This is a genomic window from Bradyrhizobium sp. USDA3010, assembly GCF_056429065.1.
This window is the reverse complement of the sequence record NZ_JBWJZD010000002.1, coordinates 163,761-184,685: the sequence shown is the minus strand read 5'-3', so window position 1 is coordinate 184,685 and position 20,925 is coordinate 163,761. Positions and strand designations below refer to the sequence as shown.

The 20,925-nt window shown below is 63.8% G+C and carries 19 protein-coding genes; 9 read left to right on the top strand and 10 right to left on the bottom strand.

The features are described from left to right. Nucleotides 1–46: 46 nt before the first annotated feature. The 4 genes from AC066Y_RS03845 to AC066Y_RS03830 all read right to left on the bottom strand — a co-directional run bounded on the left by AC066Y_RS03845 (nucleotide 47) and on the right by AC066Y_RS03830 (nucleotide 3,821). The gene (locus AC066Y_RS03845; protein ID WP_478272736.1) at nucleotides 47–1,807 is read right to left on the bottom strand and encodes an adenylate/guanylate cyclase domain-containing protein; all 1,761 of its coding nucleotides are present in this window, start codon (nucleotides 1,805–1,807) and stop codon (nucleotides 47–49) included. A 61-nt stretch (nucleotides 1,808–1,868) separates the two neighbouring features. Continuing rightward, entirely contained in the window at nucleotides 1,869–2,768 is a 900-nt protein-coding gene (locus AC066Y_RS03840; protein WP_478272735.1) for a class I SAM-dependent methyltransferase, read from the bottom strand. Between the two features lie 21 nt (nucleotides 2,769–2,789). After that, a complete protein-coding gene (locus AC066Y_RS03835) occupies nucleotides 2,790–3,077 on the bottom strand; it encodes a DUF1330 domain-containing protein (RefSeq protein WP_207829999.1) in 288 nt (95 codons plus the stop codon). A gap of 606 nt (nucleotides 3,078–3,683) precedes the next feature. Then, nucleotides 3,684–3,821, bottom strand: coding sequence for a hypothetical protein (locus AC066Y_RS03830; protein ID WP_478272734.1), 138 nt, complete (start codon nucleotides 3,819–3,821; stop codon nucleotides 3,684–3,686). 329 nt (nucleotides 3,822–4,150) lie between these two features. On the opposite strand from AC066Y_RS03830, the gene topA reads away from it, so the two are divergent. From topA to AC066Y_RS03810, 4 genes are read left to right on the top strand one after another with little or no spacing between them, the layout of a single operon-like run. Beyond that, nucleotides 4,151–6,922 (top strand): type I DNA topoisomerase, encoded by a 2,772-nt coding sequence (gene topA / locus AC066Y_RS03825; RefSeq protein WP_478272733.1) that lies wholly within the window; start codon nucleotides 4,151–4,153, stop codon nucleotides 6,920–6,922. Continuing rightward, nucleotides 6,923–9,280, top strand: a complete 2,358-nt coding sequence (rnr, locus tag AC066Y_RS03820; RefSeq protein ID WP_478272732.1) for a ribonuclease R — start codon at nucleotides 6,923–6,925, stop codon at nucleotides 9,278–9,280. Continuing rightward, entirely contained in the window at nucleotides 9,271–9,708 is a 438-nt protein-coding gene (locus tag AC066Y_RS03815) for a DUF983 domain-containing protein (protein ID WP_176530854.1), read from the top strand. The genes rnr and AC066Y_RS03815 overlap by 10 nt, the downstream gene beginning before the upstream one ends. A gap of 36 nt (nucleotides 9,709–9,744) precedes the next feature. Beyond that, nucleotides 9,745–10,494 (top strand): NUDIX hydrolase, encoded by a 750-nt coding sequence (locus AC066Y_RS03810; RefSeq protein WP_478272731.1) that lies wholly within the window; start codon nucleotides 9,745–9,747, stop codon nucleotides 10,492–10,494. Nucleotides 10,495–10,523: 29 nt separating this feature from the next. Here the strand turns inward: AC066Y_RS03810 and AC066Y_RS03805 are convergent, their stop codons facing one another. Further along, entirely contained in the window at nucleotides 10,524–11,039 is a 516-nt protein-coding gene (locus tag AC066Y_RS03805) for a GDSL-type esterase/lipase family protein (protein WP_478272730.1), read from the bottom strand. A gap of 147 nt (nucleotides 11,040–11,186) precedes the next feature. Between AC066Y_RS03805 and AC066Y_RS03800 the strand changes: the two genes are divergently transcribed. From AC066Y_RS03800 to AC066Y_RS03790, 3 genes are all read left to right on the top strand, one after another. Then, complete coding sequence (locus AC066Y_RS03800) at nucleotides 11,187–12,512, top strand: LLM class flavin-dependent oxidoreductase (RefSeq protein ID WP_478272729.1); 1,326 nt, start codon at nucleotides 11,187–11,189, stop codon at nucleotides 12,510–12,512. 128 nt (nucleotides 12,513–12,640) lie between these two features. Beyond that, a complete protein-coding gene (gene rpmG / locus AC066Y_RS03795; protein WP_018271988.1) occupies nucleotides 12,641–12,808 on the top strand; it encodes a 50S ribosomal protein L33 in 168 nt (55 codons plus the stop codon). Between the two features lie 109 nt (nucleotides 12,809–12,917). Beyond that, nucleotides 12,918–13,448, top strand: a complete 531-nt coding sequence (locus AC066Y_RS03790; protein ID WP_478272728.1) for a hypothetical protein — start codon at nucleotides 12,918–12,920, stop codon at nucleotides 13,446–13,448. Here the strand turns inward: AC066Y_RS03790 and AC066Y_RS03785 are convergent. The 3 genes from AC066Y_RS03785 to AC066Y_RS03775 all read right to left on the bottom strand — a co-directional run bounded on the left by AC066Y_RS03785 (nucleotide 13,445) and on the right by AC066Y_RS03775 (nucleotide 16,778). Further along, on the bottom strand, nucleotides 13,445–13,642 hold the full coding sequence (locus AC066Y_RS03785; RefSeq protein WP_478272727.1) for a hypothetical protein: 198 nt from the start codon (nucleotides 13,640–13,642) through the stop codon (nucleotides 13,445–13,447). The genes AC066Y_RS03790 and AC066Y_RS03785 overlap by 4 nt on opposite strands. Nucleotides 13,643–13,644: 2 nt before the next feature. Next, nucleotides 13,645–15,042, bottom strand: coding sequence for an ammonium transporter (locus tag AC066Y_RS03780; protein ID WP_478272726.1), 1,398 nt, complete (start codon nucleotides 15,040–15,042; stop codon nucleotides 13,645–13,647). Nucleotides 15,043–15,545: 503 nt separating this feature from the next. Then, nucleotides 15,546–16,778, bottom strand: coding sequence for an MFS transporter (locus tag AC066Y_RS03775; RefSeq protein ID WP_478272725.1), 1,233 nt, complete (start codon nucleotides 16,776–16,778; stop codon nucleotides 15,546–15,548). Between the two features lie 133 nt (nucleotides 16,779–16,911). Between AC066Y_RS03775 and AC066Y_RS03770 the strand changes: the two genes are divergently transcribed. Together AC066Y_RS03770 and AC066Y_RS03765 are read left to right on the top strand one after the other, a co-directional pair. After that, on the top strand, nucleotides 16,912–17,514 hold the full coding sequence (locus AC066Y_RS03770) for a TetR/AcrR family transcriptional regulator (RefSeq protein ID WP_478272724.1): 603 nt from the start codon (nucleotides 16,912–16,914) through the stop codon (nucleotides 17,512–17,514). Between the two features lie 132 nt (nucleotides 17,515–17,646). Further along, the gene (locus tag AC066Y_RS03765; protein ID WP_478272723.1) at nucleotides 17,647–18,852 is read left to right on the top strand and encodes a serine hydrolase domain-containing protein; all 1,206 of its coding nucleotides are present in this window, start codon (nucleotides 17,647–17,649) and stop codon (nucleotides 18,850–18,852) included. Between the two features lie 134 nt (nucleotides 18,853–18,986). Here the strand turns inward: AC066Y_RS03765 and AC066Y_RS03760 are convergent, their stop codons facing one another. Then, on the bottom strand, nucleotides 18,987–20,360 hold the full coding sequence (locus tag AC066Y_RS03760) for a PleD family two-component system response regulator (protein ID WP_478272722.1): 1,374 nt from the start codon (nucleotides 20,358–20,360) through the stop codon (nucleotides 18,987–18,989). 15 nt (nucleotides 20,361–20,375) lie between these two features. Continuing rightward, nucleotides 20,376–20,741 carry a response regulator gene (locus AC066Y_RS03755; protein WP_057845669.1) on the bottom strand — a complete coding sequence of 122 codons (366 nt, stop codon included), beginning with the start codon at nucleotides 20,739–20,741 and terminating at the stop codon, nucleotides 20,376–20,378. Nucleotides 20,742–20,925 lie beyond the last annotated feature (184 nt).

Sequence of the window (20,925 nt, the reverse complement as noted above, 5' to 3'; positions counted from 1 at the left end):
GAAAGCTGACGTCCAGCGAGTTCCCGCATTGGGCCAAAAGGAGACCTCAATCCGGAAGCCCTGCCTTGCTAAGGCCATGCGCAAACATGGCGAAGTCTTCCGCTCGTCGAAACGGCGCCAAGCGCTTGAGGCTGGCGAGCCGCAAGTCGGGATTAGACTCAAATGCCCGCGAAAGCACTCTTGCCGCTTCATCAAGTCGTCCCCCAAGCGCTTTGCTGGCCGCGGAGACACAAATACCCAGCAAGAAACCCGGAAGGTCGCGAGTGGCCTGATCAGCCAGCGACGACGCCTCGTCATAGCGGCGGGCCAGCAGATGAGCGTAGGCAGCTGCCGCATGAACGCCAAACATTGATGGATCCAGCGGGCTCAACCGTCGCGCGCGCGCAGCGTGGTCGATCGCGAGATCAGGTTCTCCTCGCCACACCCTGAGCCAAGCGCTCAGCATCCAGGCCGACGCATAATTGGGATTGACCGCGAGTCCCTGATCCATGAAGGCCGCAGCGTCGTCGAACTCCAGATCGATGAATGCAAGCGCATATCCACCCAAGCACATCGCCACCGGATCATCTCTGCCGATAAGGACCGCCGTGCGCGCCAGTTGTGTCGCTTCGCGGCTTTCCAATGCCGCGTCGATCATCCAGCCCTGAGCCTTCCGACGCACATAGCACCATGCAGCCAGACCATAAGCAGCGGCAAGACCCGGTTCGAGCTCGATCGCAGTTCTGAAATGCTTCAGCCCCTCACTATTTCCATCTCTGGTCCACCGATGAATACAGGCGAGCCCGCGCAGATAGCTATCGTATGCGCTAAGATTTTCGATCGGCTTCCGCAGAGCACGCTTGATCTCGGCACGCTGCAGCTTCGGCGCAATCGCGCCAACGACACTGACGGTCACCTGGTCCTGAAGATCGAACATATCTTCAAGCATTCCATCGAAGTGATTCGCCCAGAGATGCGCTCCGGTATCCGCGTCAACAAGCTGGCTCGAGATACGAACGCGAGCGTCAGCCTTTCGGACGCTTCCTTCCATTACATAGCGAACCCCCAACTCGCGGCCGACCTGCTTCACATCGACAGAGCGCCCCCTGTAGGTGAAGCTTGAGTTTCTTGCGATCACAAACAGCCAGCGAAACCGCGACAGCGCCATCGTAATGTCTTCCACGATGCCGTCGGCGAAATACTCTTGCTCAGGATCCGGACTGAGGTTTTGGAACGGCAGGACGGCGATTGAGGGCTTGTCCGGCAACGCCAAGGCAGGCCTTTGAGCCACCGCGATGGCGCGATCCCTCACCCTGAAAACACGAACGGGGCGGTCGATGTTCTTCAATCTTTGCTCGCCGCCATCCTCACAGGCGATATCGAGCTTATCCCGGACATGCCGGTGGGCATCGTCAGAAAGACAGATGCCGCCCGGCTCTGCGATGCCTTCGAGACGAACCGCCACGTTGACAACGTCTCCGAATATGTCGCCGGCGTCTTTGATGATGTCGCCGACATTGATCCCGATCCTGAATTCAATGCGCTGATTTGACGGCACGGCCGCATTGCGCTCGGCCATCCCGCGCTGAACATCGACAGCGCAACGTACAGCATCGACAACGCTGTCAAATTCAGCCAGCAAGCCATCGCCGGTGTTTTTGACGATGGTCCCGCGATGGGCAGCAATATTCGGGACAAACAAGCCCTGCAGATGTTCCCTCAGTCTGACATGAGTGCCCTCCTCGTCTGCGCCAATCAGACGGCTGTAACCAGCTGCATCGGCGGCAAAAACGGCAACGAGCCGTCGCAAGAGGTGCTCGCGAGCCAAGGACTCCTCCCGCATACTGGCGCCCCTTCCGCATGGGGGTCGCCGGGCGACACTTCGAATGTTAGTCCTGTTCGGGTCCGACTACCACCGGATCCAAAGCCAACCCGGACATCCGGCGCTCTTCCATAGCCGCCCGGACGATATGGGGACCGGGTCCGAAGCTGATGCCCCGACCCAAGGCCCCGTAGTAGCGCTCGGCGATTTCGGACGCGCCGAGGTCTTCTATTGCGCCAAACCCTGCGCTGCGCAGCAACTCGTGCAGTTCGGCAGGCTCGAAGAGACTGAGCCAAGGCTCACCTCGCGCCGCCGCTTTTTCTGCAGTTGCCATGATGCTGGCGCGGCGTTCAGCAGGATAGTTCTGAAATGGCTCTGCATAGTCGAAAACCACGAAAGCTTGCGGCAGTTCGGCCATGAACTTGAAGGTGGATGAAATTGCATCAATTGTCAGGTATGGCACCACGCCAAGCCATTGAAAAAAGGCCGGCGCGTCTATATTGAAGCCGACCCTCGACAGACCATCGGCCAGGCTTTCGCGCTCAAAATCGATCGGCGCGAAGACAAGTGATGGCGGCTCGGAAAGGCCCGCGGCACCGATCCGATCGCGCTTCCACACCTGGGTTGCCGGGTGGTCAACTTCAAAGACGCGAACACCTAATGCGGCGTAGGGATTCCGCAATGAGAACGTATCCAGGCCTGCCCCCAGGACGACGACCTGACGCACGCCGGAAGTGACGCAGTTGGCTATCGCATCTTCGGAAAGACGGCTTCGTGCGGCTATGAACAAACGCATTGGCCGCGCCGAGTCATCTGCCGCGATCTCGTTCAAGGCGGCGGCCGTCCCTTGGTCTAATATTCTCAGGGCAAACTGATCCTTGAAGATTGCCCCGCCTTCCCATGTCTGGTGAATCGCGCGATAGGCAGCCGCTCGCAGCGCCGTCTGACTTGGTTGTCCATCGCGCATGACGACCAGCCAATGATGTGTTCAGATACCCGGAAATGCCCAAACATTGATGGTGGCGGCACCCTCGCGCAGCTTTTTGATGGGTACGTAATCTGGTGAATTCCAGAAGGCGTGAATTGCCTCCATGGTGGGAAACTCGAACATCACGACTGATCTGGTGTCGTGCTCGCCTTCGAGTACATCCACCTTGGCGCCTCTTGCGGCAATTTTGCCGCCAAACGAAGCGATGAATGGAACGACCGCCTCGCGATATTTCTGATATCTGGGTTCGTCGGTAATCGTGGCTTGAACAAGAAAATATGCGGGCATAATCGATCTCTATTTTCCATTTGTGCCGAGAAACTGAAGGGTAGTCTTCCGGCGGGCAGCTGTCCACGATACCGATGCCCGAGCGGGTTGAAACTCGGCGATGCTCTCACCGAGCCGAGCGCTTGAGACCGAACGTCCATGTGTCGACGGCGCAAGGCCCCGCGACAAAAGATATTTCGCTTCATCAGAAGAGCAACTCAGTGTAAGCCTTGCCATCTCACCCGATCGAGGGGCGCTGCGCATCGTCAGGAGTGTTGCGGTGAGATGCGGTGGACGCCGACCGCGCAAATGCTGCGCGCTTCTTGCCGGCTGTCGTCCCTGCGAAAGCAGGACTCATAAGCCGCGGCGCGAATTGTGGGCTTGTCGTTTGTCGTCCTGGCGAAAGCCAGGACCCATAACCACCGCATTTGATGATGGATGGGATCGTAGCCCCGGCGTCGCGCACCAATTGATATCTGGGATAATGGGTCCTGGCTTTCGCCAGGACGACGGTGCGGATGGGTCTTGATTCAATCTGTCGAACTGCCTGTTCGGTGCCATCACCCGCATGCGCGGGTGATGACACCGAGAGCTTGGCAGCCATCGCTGTCACTCCTCGCAACGCCCTCACGACAATTTCCGCCGGCTGCGCGCGCGCAATTGCTCGTCCGCCTCCAGCCGGGCCATCGCGAGCAGATGGTCGAGGACTTCGAATTTGTGGCGCTGGGCGAGTTTGGCGAGCTCGGTCGCGGCCGCTGCGATCAAGACCAGGGCGTCATCCGGGCCGCCCTCCCTACCTGGCTCGTCCCCCTCTGGTCGCCGTCGGCCGGACGGCTTGGGCTTCCGCCCGCCCCCTGTGCTGCTCAAAAGGCCTATTCCGATTCCCACCCTATATAAAGAGATACGCCCTTTCCGGCCGCAACTCTAGGACGCATTTTTCAACCCTTGGGATCAAAACTCCACAGCTTGGGCCCTGCCTTCAATATCTGGCGATTTGACACCGACCGCCCCAGCACCCATGTTCGCCCCGACACGGCGGGCCGCGAGTCTAGCGGAACCAGCCTTCAAGTTTTCCCGTAAGCTATTGGAATGACATGAATATCGTCATTGTGGAGTCGCCTGCCAAGGCCAAGACGATCAACAAATATCTGGGGTCCTCCTACGAGGTCCTGGCGTCGTTTGGCCATGTTCGCGACCTCCCGGCCAAGAACGGTTCGGTCGATCCGGACGCCAATTTCCAGATGATCTGGGAGGTCGATGCCAAGGCCGCCGGCCGGCTGAACGACATCGCCAAGGCGCTCAAAGGGGCCGACCGCCTGATTCTGGCGACCGACCCTGATCGCGAGGGCGAGGCGATCTCCTGGCACGTGCTGGAGGTGATGAAGGAGAAGCGCGCGCTGAAGGACCAGAAGGTCGAGCGCGTCGTGTTCAATGCCATCACCAAGCAGGCGGTCACCGACGCCATGAAGGCGCCGCGCCAGATCGACGGCGCGCTGGTCGACGCCTATATGGCGCGCCGCGCGCTGGACTATCTGGTCGGCTTCACCCTCTCGCCCGTGCTGTGGCGCAAGCTGCCCGGCGCCCGCTCTGCCGGCCGCGTGCAATCGGTCGCGCTGCGGCTGGTCTGCGACCGCGAGCTCGAGATCGAGAAGTTCGTGCCGAGGGAGTACTGGTCGCTGGTCGCGACGCTGCTGACGCCGCGCGGCGAAGCCTTCGAGGCCCGGCTGGTCGGCGCCGACGGCAAGAAGATCGCACGGCTCGACATCGGCTCCGGAGCGGAAGCCGAGGACTTCAAGAAGGCGATCGAGGCCGCGCTGTTCAAGGTCGCGACCGTCGAGGCCAAGCCGGCTCGGCGCAATCCGCAGGCGCCCTTCACCACCTCGACCCTGCAGCAGGAAGCGAGCCGAAAGCTCGGCTTCGCGCCGGCGCACACCATGCGCATCGCGCAGCGGCTGTATGAGGGCATCGACATCGGCGGCGAGACCACCGGTCTCATCACCTACATGCGAACCGACGGCGTGCAGATCGATCCGTCCGCGATCACCCAGGCCCGCAAGGTGATTGGCGAGGATTACGGCAACGCCTATGTGCCGGACGCCCCGCGCCAATATCAGGCCAAGGCCAAGAACGCGCAGGAAGCGCACGAAGCGATCCGCCCGACCGATCTGTCGCGCCGTCCGGCCACCATCGGCCGAAGGCTCGATACCGATCAGGCGCGGCTCTACGAATTGATCTGGAAGCGTACCATTGCGAGCCAGATGGAATCGGCCGAGCTCGAGCGCACCACCGTCGACATCGAGGCCAAGGCCGGCGCCCGCGTGCTGGAGCTGCGCGCCTCCGGGCAGGTCATCAAGTTCGACGGCTTCCTCGCGCTCTACCAGGAAAGCCGCGACGACGAAGAAGACGAGGATTCACGCCGCCTGCCCGCGATGAGCCAGGGCGAGGCGGTGAAGCGCCAGAGCCTTGCCGTCACCCAGCACTTCACCGAGCCACCGCCGCGCTTCTCGGAAGCATCATTGGTGAAGCGGATGGAAGAGCTCGGCATCGGCCGCCCCTCGACCTACGCCTCGATCCTGCAGGTGCTGAAGGACCGCGGCTACGTCAAGCTCGAGAAGAAGCGGCTGCACGGCGAGGACAAGGGCCGCGTCGTGGTCGCGTTCCTGGAGAATTTCTTCTCGCGCTACGTGGAGTACGACTTCACGGCCGATCTGGAGGAACAGCTCGATCGCATCTCCAACAACGAGATCGCCTGGCAGCAGGTGCTGCAGGACTTCTGGCGCGGCTTCATCGGCGCGGTCAACGACATCAAGGACCTCCGCGTCGCCGAGGTGCTCGATGCGCTCGACGAGATGCTCGGTCCGCACATCTATCCGCCGCGCGCGGATGGCGGCGACGTCAGGCAGTGCCCGACCTGCGGCACCGGCCGGCTTAACCTCAAGGCCGGCAAGTTCGGCGCCTTCGTCGGCTGCTCGAACTATCCGGAATGCCGTTACACAAGGCCGCTCGCGGCCGACAGCGCCGAGAGCGCCGACCGCGTGCTCGGCACCGATCCCGACACCGGGTTCGACGTCACGGTGAAGGCCGGCCGGTTCGGCCCCTACATCCAGCTCGGCGAGCAGAAGGATTACGCCGAAGGCGAGAAGCCGAAGCGCGCCGGCATTCCAAAGGGCACCTCGCCTGCCGATGTCGATCTCCAACTGGCGCTGAAGCTGTTGTCGCTGCCGCGCGAGATCGGCAAGCATCCGGAGACCGGGCAGCCGATCACCGCCGGCCTCGGCCGGTTCGGGCCGTTCGTGAAGCACGAGAAGACCTATGCCAGCCTCGAGGCCGGCGACGAGGTCTTCGACATCGGCTTGAACCGCGCCGTCACGCTGATCGCGGAGAAGATCGCGAAGGGCCCGAGCGGCCGCCGCTTCGGCGCCGATCCGGGCAAGCCGCTTGGCGACCACCCGACGCTCGGGGCCGTCGCGCTGAAGAACGGCCGCTACGGCGCCTATGTCGCAGCCGGCGGCGTCAATGCGACGATCCCGAGCGACCGCACCCCGGACGAGATCACGCTTGCGGAAGCGATCGCGCTGATCGACGAGCGCGCGGCCAAGGGCGGCGGCAAGAAGGCCAAGAAGGCGAAGGCGGAAAAGCCCGCCAAGGCCAAGAAAGCCAAGTCCGACACGACTGAGACCAACGGCGACGCCGAGGCCAAGCCCGCCAAGAAGGCGGCGTCGAAGAAGGCCGCGGCGAAGCCGAAAACGGATGCGACCAGCAAGGCGCGCGCGCCGGTCGCCTCCGGTGCCAAGACCTCGCCTGCAAAGTCATCGGCACCAGCGAAAGCGCCCGCGAAGAAGAGCGCCGGCAAGGCAAGAGGATAAGTGAAACGAAAACCCGACCATGGCTTTCCGGGCCGGGACGCCATCGTCGCCTTCATCCGCGCCAATCCAGGCAAGGTCGGCACCCGCGAGATCGCGCGCGAGTTCGGCCTGAAGAACGCCGACCGCATCGAGTTGAAGCGGTTCCTCCGCGAACTCGCCGACGACGGCACGGTCGCCAAGCGCCGCCGCAAGATCCACGAGCCGGCGGCGCTGCCGCCGACCGTGCTCGCCGATATCACCGGCCGCGACAGCGACGGCGAGTTGATCGCCACCCCGGCCGAGTGGGACTCGGAAGACGGCACCGCCCCGAAAATCCGCATCGAGACGCCGCGGCGGCCGAAGCCCGGCACCGCCGCCGGCGTCGGCGACCGCGCGCTGCTCCACGTCGAGGTGACCGACGAGCACGACGGTACGCCCTATCGCGGCCGCGTCATCAAGGTGATCGATCACGGCCGCGCTCGCATCCTCGGCATCTTCCGCAAGAACCCTGATGGCGGCGGGCGCCTGATCCCGGTCGACAAGAAGCAGGCCGGCCGCGAGCTCAACATCGCCAAGGCCGACAGCGGCGACGCCGAGGACGGCGACCTCATCAGCGTCGATCTGATCCGCACCCGCGGCTACGGGCTCGCTTCCGCCCGGGTCAAGGAACGGCTCGGCTCGATCGCGAGCGAGAAGGCGATCAGCCTGATCGCGATCAACACCCACGACATCCCGCAGGTGTTTTCGTCCTCTGCACTGCGCGAAGCCGAAGAGGCAAAACCCGCGACGCTGCAGGGCCGCGAGGACTGGCGCGACGTGCCGCTCGTTACCATCGATCCGCCTGACGCCAAGGATCACGACGACGCCGTTCATGCCGAGGTCGACCTCGATCCGAACAACAAGGGCGGCTTCATCGTCCATGTCGCGATCGCCGACGTCGCCTACTATGTGCGGCCCGGCTCTGCGCTCGACCGCGACGCGCTCCAGCGCGGCAACTCGGTGTATTTCCCCGATCGCGTGGTGCCGATGCTGCCCGAGCGCATCTCCAACAATCTCTGCTCGCTGGTGCCGGGCGAGCCGCGCGGAGCACTGGCGGTGCGGATGGTGATCGGCTCTGACGGCCGCAAGCGCTCGCATACATTCCACCGCGTGCTGATGCGCTCGGCAGCAAAGCTCAATTACGCGCAGGCGCAGGCCGCGATCGACGGCAGGCCCGACGACACCACGGGTCCCCTGCTCGATCCGATCCTGAAGCCGCTGTGGTCGGCCTATGAGCTGGTCAAGCTCGCACGCAACGAGCGCGACCCGCTCGATCTCGATCTGCCCGAGCGCAAGATCCTCCTGAAGCCGGACGGCACCGTCGATCGGGTGATCGTGCCGCAGCGGCTTGATGCGCATCGGCTGATCGAGGAGTTCATGATCCTCGCCAACGTCGCCGCCGCCGAGATGCTGGAGAAGAAGGCGCTGCCGCTGATCTACCGCGTGCATGACGAGCCGAGCCAGGAGAAGGTCCACAACCTCCAGGAATTCCTGAAGACGCTCGACCTGCCCTTCACCAAGCAGGGCGCGCTGCGTCCCACGCAATTCAATCGCGTGCTGGCGCAGGTTGCCGGCGAGGATTACGAACCGCTGGTCAACGAGGTGGTGCTGCGTTCGCAGGCGCAGGCCGAATACTCCGCCGAGAACTACGGCCATTTCGGCTTGAACCTGCGCCGCTACGCGCACTTCACCTCGCCGATCCGCCGCTACGCCGATCTGATCGTGCATCGCGCGCTGATCCGCGCGCTCGGCCTTGGCGAAGGCGCCTTGCCGACCGACGAGAGCGTGGAGACGCTGGCCGAGATCGCCGCGCAGATTTCCGTCACCGAACGCCGCGCGATGAAGGCGGAGCGCGAGACCACCGACCGGCTGATCGCGCATTTCCTTGCCGATCGCATCGGCGCTTCGTTCCAGGGCCGCATCTCCGGCGTGACGCGAGCCGGCCTGTTCGTGAAGCTCGACGACACCGGCGCCGACGGCCTGATCCCGATCCGCACCATCGGCAGCGAGTATTTCAACTACGACGAAACCCGCCACGCACTGATCGGCACGCGCAGCGGCACCATGTATCGGCTCGGCGATGTCGTCGACGTACGCCTGGTCGAGGCCGCGCCGGTGGCGGGCGCGCTGCGTTTTGAGCTATTATCCGACGGCCAGGCAATTCCGCGCGGCAGAAAACGTGACGGCGCAGGGTCCGAGCGCCGCGTCGCAGGATTTGGCAAGGGGCCGAATGAGGGATCCAGCAAGAAGGCGCACAAGGAACGGAAGGCACGCAAGAAGGACCGCAAGCCGGCGAAGCCGAAGTCCGGCAAATCGAAGCGAGGCAAGTCATGGAAGTGACGCCGCCCACGGTGGTTTGGACCCGCGACGCAGCTGAGCCCGAGAAGCGCGACGTGTGGACCGCGATGAAGCGCGGGTTCCTTGGCCGCTGTCCGCGCTGCGGAAAAGGCAGGCTGTTCCGCAAATTTCTCAAATGCGATGGCCATTGCCCGGTCTGCGATCTCGACTTCACACCGCATCGCGCCGACGATCTACCCGCCTATCTCGTCATCGTGATTGTCGGCCATATCGTGGTACCGACCGCGCTGTGGATCGAGACCAACTATTCGCCGCCGGTGTGGCTGCAACTTGCAATCTATCTGTCGTTCACGCTGTTCGCATCGCTGGCGCTGTTGCAGCCGGTGAAGGGAGCCGTGATTGGATTGCAATGGGCCCTGCGCATGCATGGCTTTGACGAGAATCCCCCTAGCGACATCCCGCCGGTCTAGCTAAACCGGGCACCAAGAAGAAATGAAAGGGATGAAATGACTGAAGCTGCCGCCCCTGCCGCCGCCGTCCACCAGGGCGAAAAGGAAGCCGATCATCACGCATACTTCCGGCCGAAGGATGCGGCGACGCTGATCCTGATCGATCGCTCCGGCGCCAAGCCGAAGGTCTTGGTCGGCAAGCGCCACGACAAGGTCGTGTTCATGCCCGGCAAGTTCGTTTTCCCCGGCGGCCGCGTCGACAAGGCCGACAATCGCGTGCCCGTTGCAGCTCCGATCACGCCGGAACTCGAAGCCAATCTGTTGAAGGGCAGCCCGAAGATCACGCCCGGCCGCGCGCGCGCGCTCGCCAATGCCGCCATCCGCGAAGCCTGCGAAGAGACCGGGCTCTGCCTCGGCCGCAAGGTCGAGAAGGCGACGAAGCTGGACGGGCCCTGGGCGCCGTTCGCCGACGCGGGACTTCTGCCTGATCCGTCCGGCCTGTTCCTGATCGCGCGCGCGATCACGCCGCCCGGCCGCGTCCGCCGCTTCGACACGCGCTTCTTCACCGCGGATGCCTCGACGATCGCGCATCGTGTCGAAGGCGTGGTGCATGCCGATGCCGAGCTGGTGGAGCTCGTGTGGGTCGAGATCGGCTCCGAGCCGCTCGCGGACGCGCACGCCATGACCAAGAACGTGCTCGCCGAGCTCGATCGCCGCCTCGCCACCGGCCCGCTCCATCACGACGCGCCGGTGCCGTTCTTCCATTTCTACGGCGGCAAGATGCACAAGGACGTGCTGGGGGCGTGACCCCAGCAATACCGGGACACAGCGTCAGCTCAGCGCACCGCGCTCATCACCGCGGGCAGCATGTGCGCCGCGACCACCCTGTGTCCCTCCGCCGTGAAGTGAATGTGATCCGGCTGCAGATAATTGCGCAGGACCGCATTCCACCACATCGGGATCACGCGGATGTGCCGGCTGCGAAGCCGAGCTTCGATCGCAGCCAGTTCAGCATTCTGATCTTCCTGCCCGCGCCGCCGCGCATTCCAGCCGCCGCCGAAACGGTCGAGCAGCACGATCCTGGTCCCTTCGGGGACCGCGGAATCGAGCCGCGCCAGCATGCCCGCGTTGGTGTCGCCTGATATCCCCGCATTGGTCACGTGAACGCTGCGGCCCTTCGCGGCGAGCATCCCCTCAAGCTGGGCCGGCCAGGCGTCCGAACTGCTGACGCCCTTTCCCGCGACGTTGCTCGCACCGATCGCAACGATCTGCGCGCGCGCCGGGTTTCCAACACAGAGCACCATCGCGACCAGAACGCCCGCGATCAGCGACAGCCTTGCCGGATAGAACATATCCCCCTCCCCGATCACAAGGGCGCCGGATTGAAAATATCCTCTGCTCGTCGCCCAGATTGCAAGATTCTTCTTAAGGACCCTCATGGCGTTGCCGCCCGGCCTCCCTATCTGTTCCGCTAACGACAACAACGACGGAACGGGGCAATGGCGAAGCGTCAACTCAAGCTCGGCGCATTCATGCGGCCGATCAGCATCCACACCGGCGCCTGGCGCTATCCCGGGGCCTGGCCCGACGCCAATTTCAACTTCGACCACATCAAGACGCTGATCCGGAAGCTCGAGGCCGGCAAGTTCGACGCCTTCTTCATGGCCGACCATCTGGCCGTGCTGAACATGCCGATCAACGCGTTGAAGCGCAGCCACACCGTGACCTCGTTCGAGCCGTTCACGCTGCTGTCGGCACTCGCGGCCGTCACCGAGAATATCGGCCTGATCGCGACCGGCTCGACCACCTTCGACGAGCCCTATCACGTCGCCCGCCGCTTCGCCTCGCTCGATCACATCTCCGGCGGCCGCGCCGGCTGGAATATCGTCACCACGTCCAATCCGGACGCCGCGCTGAACTTCGGCCTCGACGACCACATGGAGCACGCCGAGCGCTACAAGCGCGCCCGCGAGTTCTACGATGTCGTCACCGGCCTGTGGGACTCCTTCGCCGACGATGCGTTCGTGCGCGATGTCGAGTCCGGGCTGTTCGTCGATCCCGACAAGATGCATGTGCTCAACCACAAGGGCAAATATCTCTCGGTGCGCGGCCCGCTCAACATCGCCCGCCCTGTGCAGGGCTGGCCGGTCATCGTGCAGGCCGGCGCATCCGACGACGGCAGGCAGCTTGCGGCCGAGACGGCGGAAGCCGTGTTCACCGGCGGCGGCAGCCTTGCGGACGGACAGAAGCTCTACGCCGACATCAAGGGCCGCATGGAAAAGATCGGCCGCGATCCCGAGCATCTGAAGATCCTGCCCGGCGCCTTTGTCGTGGTCGGCGACAGTGTCGACGAAGCCAAGGAGAAGCGCGCGCTGCTCGACAGCCGTGTGCATTACGACAGCGCGATCGCCTCGCTCTCGGTGATCCTCGGCACCGATGCGTCCGCCTTCGATCCCGACGGGCAATTGCCGCCGATCCCGGAAACCAATGCCAGCAAGAGCGGCCGCCAGCGCCTCGTCGATGTCGCGGCGCGCGACAAGCTCACGGTGCGCCAGCTCGCACAGCGCGTCGGCGGCTATGGCGGGCTCGCCTTCGTCGGCACGCCGCAGACCATCGCCGACCAGATGGAGGAATGGCTGACCGGCCGCGGCAGCGACGGTTTCAACATCATGTTCCCCTATCTGCCGCAAGGGCTGTTCGAGTTCGTCGACAAGGTGGTGCCGGAACTGCAAAAGCGCGGGATTTTCCGCACCGAGTACGAAGGGCGGACCCTGCGCGAGAATTTGGGCCTGCCGCGGCCCAAAAATCAGTTCTTCGGGGGGTAATCGGCCCGGATTCGGGATGGTTTTGGCTCGGAAATCCTTGACTTTGGGCGGTTTCTGGCTAGTTTCCCGGCCAAACGCGGGCCGATTTGGCCGGCTCCCGATATCCCTGCAGTTTCGAGGTTTTGCACATGGCCAAAGCGGTCACCATCAAGGTCAAGCTCGTGTCGACGGCCGATACCGGCTTCTATTACGTCGCCAAGAAGAATTCGCGCACCATGACCGACAAGCTGGTCAAGAAGAAGTACGACCCGGTCGCGCGCAAGCACGTCGAGTTCAAGGAAGCCAAGATCAAGTAAGATCGTCTACTTCCGACGTTTCGAACGGGGCCCTCGCGGCCCCGTTTTTGCTTTGTAGGCCTGCGTCATCCCGCATGATTCCCGGACAAGTCCCGGGCGCAGGGCACAGATGATCGCAAGCTTGGACGAGGGAAACGCAGGCGGCTACTCGGTCGCCTACGGCCGCGAGGACATCTACTTTCCGGTCTATGTCACGGCCGCTTTGGCCGCGATCTTCCTGACCGCGAGCTGGATCACCGGCGAGATCTATTGGCTGGCGCCGGCGGCTGCGGCGGGCGCCTTCACCTACTACAACATCCCCCTGCTGGAGGCCGGTCGTCCGACCATCGGAGCCAACCAGTACGGCATCTTCATCCAGGCCTTCGGGCTGATTCGCTGGCGCGCCATCACGCGCATCGATCTCGTCGAAATCGCCGAGCGCGCGATGACCGTTCACGAGTTGCAGATCGCGCTCAGCGGGCCGCTCGGCAGCGCGCTGGTGGCCGATTGGCGCAAGCGGCCGGCCTATCGGCTGCTGATGCGCCTGCCGTGGCGCATGGACCATCGTGGCGTGGTCCGCGTCAGTCTAGAGCCATTCGACCGGACGCCCGACGAGATCCACCGGACGTTCCTCAGGATGTGGCGCTACTACCGGAGCTAGCCTTTGAACGCCTCATCGCGCAGATGCGCGTCCGCGATCTCTGCATCCGGATTGTGTGTGATAGTCATGAACCAAATGAGGCTGAAGAACAGCGACCACGCTGTGTTCCAATAGAACCAGTTCATCGGATCACCTCGAACAGCTTTGATCCGCGCCAGCCGGCTGACATCGCCGGCTGAGCGGAACGCCGCCAAGTCTACTGCACGACCTCGCCGTGCAGTGCCAGATCCAACCCTTCGCGCTCGATGTCGCGCGTCACGCGAAGCCCGACGAAGAGATTGATCACGAACAGGATGATCAGGCTCACAACGGCATCATACACGAAAACCGTCGCGACGCCGATGCATTGATTGAGAAACTGCCCGGGATTTCCCTCCAGAACGCCGGCCGTACCACCATACTGCTCGACCGCGAATACCCCGGTCAGCAGCGCCCCGACGATGCCGCCGAGGGCATGGACGCCGAAGCAGTCCAGCGCGTCATCGTAGCTGAACAAGCGCTTCAGGCCGGTGCATCCCCAGTAGCAGCAGACGCCGGCGGCGATGCCGATGGCGAAAGCGCCGACCGGCCCGACGAAACCGGAGGCCGGCGTGATCGCAACGAGGCCGGCGACGGCACCCGAGCAGATGCCGACGACGGTCGGCTTGCCCTTCAACGCCCATTCCACCAGCATCCAGGTGAAGGCCGCCACTGCCGTGGCGATCTGGGTCACCAGCATGGCCATGCCCGCCTGCATTCCGGCCGTGACGGCGGAGCCGGCGTTGAAGCCGAACCAGCCGACCCACAGCAGCGAGGCGCCGATGAAGGTCAGCACCATATTGTGCGCCGGCCCCGTCTCGACGCGCTTGCCGAGCATGATGGCGCACATCAGGCCGGCCACGCCGGCATTGATGTGCACCACGGTGCCGCCAGCGAAATCGAGAACCTTGACATAGGCGGCGTCGTTGCCCGCCGAGAAGATCCCGTCAGGACCCCAGACCCAATGCGCGATCGGCGCATAGACGAAGATCGCCCACAGCCCGATGAACCAGAGCATCGCCGAGAACTTCATCCGCTCGGCAAACGCGCCGGCAATCAACGCCGGCGTGATGATGGCGAACGTCATCTGGAAGCAGATGTAAACCGACTCAGGGATGGTCGCGGCAAGCGGATTGGGATTGCCGATGCCACCCTTGCCGATGTCGCTCAGGATGTCCTTGAGGAACATGCGATCCAGACCGCCGATAAACGGCGTACCGGCACGAAACGCCAGGCTGTAGGTCAGGACGGCAAACAGGATCGTGACCAGGCAGGTGACGGCGAAGCTGGTCATTACGGTGTCGCCGACATTCTTCTTGCGCACCATGCCGCCATAGAACAGGCCGAGCCCCGGGATCGTCATCATCAGGACGAGCGCGACGGACGTGAGCATCCAGGCGGTGTCGCCGGAATTCGGTGTGCACTTCTCGAGAATTTTGCCGCCGCAGGCCGGCGGCGCCGCCGCATCCTCAGCCAGCGCGAGGTCGCTGAACAGCAGGCAAAGAACGGCCACTCCCAGCAAGGCAACCACGATTCTCACGAGCTTCTGGTGCGTACGTGTCCCAGACTCCATCATCGTCCTCCCTTCACAAGAAATGCTGGTGTTCGGAATGGGCGCAGCGCGCTCCGCGCGTAAGCGGCGAAGCGGCCACCTGCGCGCTCAGTTGTCGGGATATCTCGAAGTGCCGCGTTGCTGACGGTGCGATGCAGCGAAGTCGTCGCGGCATCAGGCCGGATGCGAGGCACAAGCGCTTCCTGCTCGGCGGCGCGGCGAAGGCCGTGGTGCGCGGATGGCTGGAGAATGACGGCGACTAGCCTCATCGCGGCCAGCCCTTCCCATGGGTCCCCAGGCCGGAACCGCAGCGACGGCTTCCGGCACGATTTCTAGCCAAATTCTATCAAGATTCGTGCCACCGACGCGCGCGGCGTAACACATTGAAGACGCTGCGACTTCGATCCAGATACGGAACGGCTTCGCGCTCCGCTGCACGTTCTCGTAGCAAGCGATCGATGGAAAAATAGGCAGTAACCGGCGACTGCCTTCGCACGGGGCAGTCGCCGTCTGGCCGGGATCGGAAGCTAGGCGGCCTTGAGCAGCGGCGGTTGCGCCGGCCGGATCAGCGCGAAGGCGACCTGGATGATGCCACCGGCAAGGCCGAGCGCGACGCCGATGCGCCAGGCCATGGTGTAGGAGCCGAGCGAATCGTAGATCAGCCCGCCGCCATAGGCGCCGAGGAAGCTGCCGACCTGGTGGCTCATGAAGGCAAGGCCCTGGATCATCGCCTGCCAGCGCAGCCCGAACATCTCGGCCACCGCGCCCGCGACCAGCGGACCGACGCCCATCCAGAGGAAGCCCATGATGGCGCCGAATAGCAATGTCGAGCCCGGCGTTGCCGGCAGCATGAAGTACCAGGCGAGCGCCAGCGAGCGCAGGATGTAGATGCCGCCGAGCAGCGCGAGCTTGTTCCAGCGCTGGCCGGCCCAGCCGAAGAACAGCGAGCCCAGCACGTTGAAGCCGCCGATCATGCCGAGCGTCTGCGCGCTCAGCATCGGATCCAGCCCGCAGATCGCCAGATACGACGGCAGATGCGTGGTGAGAAAGACGAGCTGCATGCCGCAGACCATGTAGGCGCAGGTCATCACCACGAAGGACGCGTTGCCGAACGCGGTCTTGGCCGCGATCGCCGCGGTGGCGTTGCCGATATCGTCGGCTGCGGGCTTCGGCAGCGGGATCCTGTCCACGCGGCCGGCGTACAGCGCGGCCGGAATCATCCCGATCGACAGGATGACGAATCCGGCAAGCCCGACCCGCCAACCGAACCCTTCATTGAGCATCTGGCCGATCGGCGCCGACAGCAATGCGCCGAGCGAGCCCGCGGCGGAGACCATGCCGAGCACCGTCGAGCGCACCGTCTCCGACACCGCGCGCGCCGCGACCGACATTGCGATCGCGTTCGCCGTGCAGGCGAGCGAAATGCCGATCAGCACACCGGCGCCGATCATGATGCTGACGAGCCCATGCGCCGTCGTCATCAGCACGAGGCCCGCGATGTAGGCCAGCGCACCGACCACCATGATCGGGCGGAAGCCGTAACGCACCGTCATCGCGCCCGCGAGCGGCTGCAGGAAACCCCAGGCGAGGTTCTGCACCGCCAGCGCCAACGTGAAATGAGACACCGAGATGCCGATGTCGTGCGTCAGCGGCTGCATGAAGATGCCAAGGCTCTGCCGCAGCCCCATGCTCAGCGTGAGCATGATGGAGGCACCGATCAGAATGGGAAGCGTGGGACGCAGGACCTGCAACAGGGGCATTGTTCTTGTTCTCCCATGACGGCCCGGCACGAGTGCCACAGCCTGCGATTCACGCATGTTTTGGTTACACAGACCTGTGTACTTAGGCTATACAGGGGGCGACCTGTCAAGCGAAGAGGATCACGGCCGGCGCATGGCTTCCCCGCCTCCCAAACAGACCATGAAAGAGCGGATCCTCGAGACCGCCGATAAGCTGTTCTACCTGCAGGGCATTCGCGCCATCGGCGTCGACACCATCGCGGCCGAGATCGGCATCAGCAAGCGCACGCTCTACAATCACTTCCCGTCGAAGGACGCGCTGATCGAGGCCTATTTGCAGCGCCGCTTCGTGCAGCCCCGCCGCTCCGACAAGCCACCGGCCGAGCAGATTCTCGCAACCTTCGATTCCCTGGAGCGGCGATTCTCGGCGAAGGATTTTCGCGGCTGTCCGTTCGTGAACGCGGTCGCCGAACTCGGGCCGGACGACGAGGACCGCACCGTCCGCAATATCGCTGTCGCCTTCAAGGAAAGCCGCCGGGTCTGGTTTCGCGATCTGCTGCGGCAGCTTGGCGTCACGGATGCCGAGGCACTTGCGACCCAGCTGACGCTCCTGGTCGACGGCTCGATCGCGCAGGACCTGGTGCGCGACGATCCGGCCATGGCGCGTGCGGCGAAGGAAGCCGCCCGCGTGCTGCTGGCGAATGCGGGCGTCAAGGTCGGCGGCCCCGCGCCCGCGGACAAGAAACGCACTGGATAAATCCGGTTGCGTACACAACTCCGGTTTGGTTGGTAGCGTTGACGGCACGCGACGGCATTCCCGATTGGATATTCCGTCCGGCGAGATTGACAGCGACCGTGCGACAACCTGCGGCACAACTGGGGAACGACCATGGAAGATCTGAAGGTGACGGCCACCGGCTACGACTTCGCGCCGGCGCGCGCCGCCATGCAGCGTTACATCGACAACAATCTGCTGTCCGGAATCTCCTGGTCGGTTCTGGTCGGGCGCGACATCGCCGACACGGGCTGCGTCGGATGGGCCGACAAGGAAGCGCAGATTCCGCTGCGCACCGACCACATCTTCCGGGTGTTCTCCAACACCAAGCTGATCACCTCCTGCGCGGCGCTATTGCTACTCGAGGATGGCCGCTTCCAGTTCGACGATCCGATCGAGAAATTCATCCCGCAGCTCCGCAACCGCAAGGTCCTGCTGAAAGGCGCGACGTCGATCGATCAAACCGAGCCCGCGAAGAGTTCGATCACCATCCGCCAATTGCTCAGCCACAGCGCCGGCTTGAGCTACGGTTTCTTCGATCCCGGCACCGTCATTTTCAAGGCGCTCAACGAGCGCGGCGTGCACAATCCCAATACGACCCTGGCTGAAATGGTCGACGTACTGGCCGATTTGCCGCTGATCTATCAACCGGGCACGTCATGGGAATACTCGCTCGCGATCGACGTGATCGCGCGTCTGGTGGAAGTCGTCAGCGGCCAGACCTTCGACAGGTTCATCAAGGCGCGCATCCTCGATCCGCTCGGCATGGTCGATACCGGCTTCGTCGTTCCGGAAATGGATCACGGGCGCCTTGTCGCGTATTATGCGGGTGCTGATCTGATTGAGCCGATGAAGCCGGGCCTCACCCGCACCGACAATGCGCCCTTCCCCGGCGCCTATCTGCGCCCGGTCGCAAGGCTCAATGGCGGCGGCGGGCTGGTGTCCACGTTGCCGGACATGGTCGCGCTGATCCGCAGCCTGCTGCCCGGCGGACCGACGCTGCTGAAGCCGGATACGATCGCAATGATGATGTCCAACCAGTTGCCCGAAGGACAATGGATCCGCTTCGCGATGATGGGCGAGCAACCCGGCAAGGCGCACGGGCTTGCCGGCGGCCTGATCCTCACCCCCTCGCCGATCGATCATCCCGATGCGGCCGGCGAATTCTACTGGGGCGGCGTTGCTGGCACGCAGTGGTGGATTTCGCCCAAAACCGGCATGGCCGGCGTCATGATGGCGCAGCGCCAGATGGCGTTCGTCCATCCGTTCTCGTTCGAGTTCAAGCGGATGGCCTACGACGCGGTGAAGCGCGGGAGATAGGTGACCCACCCTGTCGTCACCCGCGCATGCGGGTGACCCAGTATTCCAGAGGCGGTGTTGTCTGAACGAGAGGCTGCGGCGTACTGGATGCCCCGCTTTCGCGGGGTATGACGACGGATGGTGCGGAGAGCGTGTTATGCCGCGGCGGAAACCACGCGGTTGCGGCCGTCGTGCTTGGCGCGGTAGAGCGCGGTGTCGGCGCGCTTCAACACGTCGGTGACCTGCTCGCCCTTGCGCTCCAGCGTGGTGAGCCCGATCGAGATCGTGACCGTGATCCGCTTGCCGCCCTTCTCGACGGCAAACGGCTCGCCCGCGATCGAGCGGCGCAGCCGCTCGGCGACCATGCCGGCGACATGCAGGTCCGTCTCCGGCATCACGATCACGAACTCCTCGCCGCCATAGCGGCAGGCCAGATCGATGCCGCGGATCGACTTGCGGATGCGAACGGCGAATTCGCGCAGCACGTCGTCGCCGGCGTCATGGCCGTAGGTGTCGTTGATCGCCTTGAAGTAGTCGATGTCGAGGATCATCAGCGCCAGCGGCTTGCCGCGGATCGATGCCTGCTCCGCGAGGGTCGCGAGATGGCTCTCCATGTAGCGCCGGTTGTTGAGGCCGGTCAGCGCATCGGTGATCGCCATCTCGATCGAATTCTGCACGTTGTCGCGCAGATGATCGGTGTAGCGGCGGCGGCGGATCTGGGTGCGCGCCCGCGCCAGCAGTTCGTTCTTGTCGACAGGACGCAGCAGGTAGTCGTTGACGCCGATCTCGAGCCCGCGCATCAGCCGCGTGTTGTTATCGGCATCCGAAACCGCGAGGATCGGCACCTGGCGCGTACGCTCCAGCGAGCGGGCCTGGCTGCACAGCCGCAGGCCATCGAAATTGTCGAGGCTGAGCGACACGATCAGGAGATCGTAATTGCCCTCGGCAGCGTGGAACAAGGCTTCCGCCGGATTGGTTTCGACGTCGACGGTGTGCTCGACGGACAGGATCGGCGCCAGCTTCTCGTAGGACGACGGCCTATCGTCGACCAGCAGGATACGGCCGCCGGTACCCCGGTCGGCGATCGCGCTGCGCTCGGGCGCCTGCATGCCGATCTCGAGCGAGGTGATGGCGCGCATGCGCAGCTCATCGGTCATCATCTTCAGCCGCGTCAGCGAGCGCACGCGCGCGATCAGCACGACGTCGGACACCGGCTTGGTGAGGAAATCATCGGCGCCGGCTTCAAGGCCGCGCACGCGATCGGCGGGACTGTCGAGCGCAGTGACGATGACGACGGGAATGAAATGGGTCGCCGGATTCGACTTCAGCCGGCGGCAGACCTCGAATCCATCCATGTCCGGCATCATGACGTCGAGCAGGATGATGTCGCATTCCGCGCGCGTGCAGATCTCCAGCGCTTCGGTTCCGTTGGACGCGGTCAGCACATCGAAATATTCGGCTGACAAACGGGCTTCCAACAGCCTGACGTTCGCCGGAACGTCATCGACGACGAGGATACGCGCGGACATGGCACCACAACTCCCCTATCCGATAAAGCGTCGGACAGTCTCAATAAATTTGCCGACCGAGATCGGCTTGGACAGATAGGCTTCGCAGCCGCCCTCGCGGATGCGTTCTTCGTCGCCCTTCATGGCGAAGGCGGTGACCGCGACCACCGGAATCGTGCGCAGTTCGGGATCGTCCTTGATCCAGCGCGTGACCTCGAGGCCGGAAACCTGGGGCAGCTGAATATCCATCAGGATGAGGTCGGGGCGCAGCTTGCGGACGAGATCGAGCGCTTCGAAGCCATTGCTGGTGCCCGAAGTCTGATAGCCATGCGCTTCCAACAGATCGCGAAAGAGCTTCATATTGAGCTCGTTGTCCTCCACGATCAGGACGGTTTTGGCCATCCCGTCCCTCCCAGACTTAGGAAACAGGCCCGGCTGCGGCACCTCACGCACCGCGCGCGGAGCGCGTCGAAAATGTGAATTCAAACTAGCGCCAGAATCGCTCTAACCCGTTAACCCGTAGTCCAACTTCCGCAGCGTGGTTTCCGTTGCTTGAACACATGCGGAAGACTCGGGCATGATGGGC